The organism is Isoptericola croceus (genome assembly GCF_029382255.1).
Classification (GTDB): Bacteria; Actinomycetota; Actinomycetes; order Actinomycetales; family Cellulomonadaceae; genus Isoptericola; species Isoptericola croceus.
Window position 1 is genome coordinate 1 of record NZ_JARLLG010000410.1, and the last position, 262, is coordinate 262.

Sequence of the window (262 nt, forward strand, 5' to 3'; positions counted from 1 at the left end):
TGGCGCCTGGCTGATGATGCAATCTTGGCAGATTTGGCCACGCGTTTCTTGGATCGTAAGCCGTTGAAGTCAATTTTGATTGAAGATTCAGCCCGTAATTTGTTGCCAGCAATTACGAAGTTGATTGCGTCAGCTGGGTTTGACGAGCGTTATTACACGGCTGAAAATGACAGTTATGACTTACCATACGATGCGTATAATCCAAGCGATAAGAAGCCTCGTACACAGATTGAAATGATGCAACCGGCTGGGGAATTGTTTG

General features: G+C 45.4%; 1 pseudogene. It reads left to right on the forward strand.

From position 1 onward, the window contains the following. Positions 1-262 (forward strand): annotated as a pseudogene (locus PZC42_RS24870) (hypothetical protein); the annotation flags it as partial.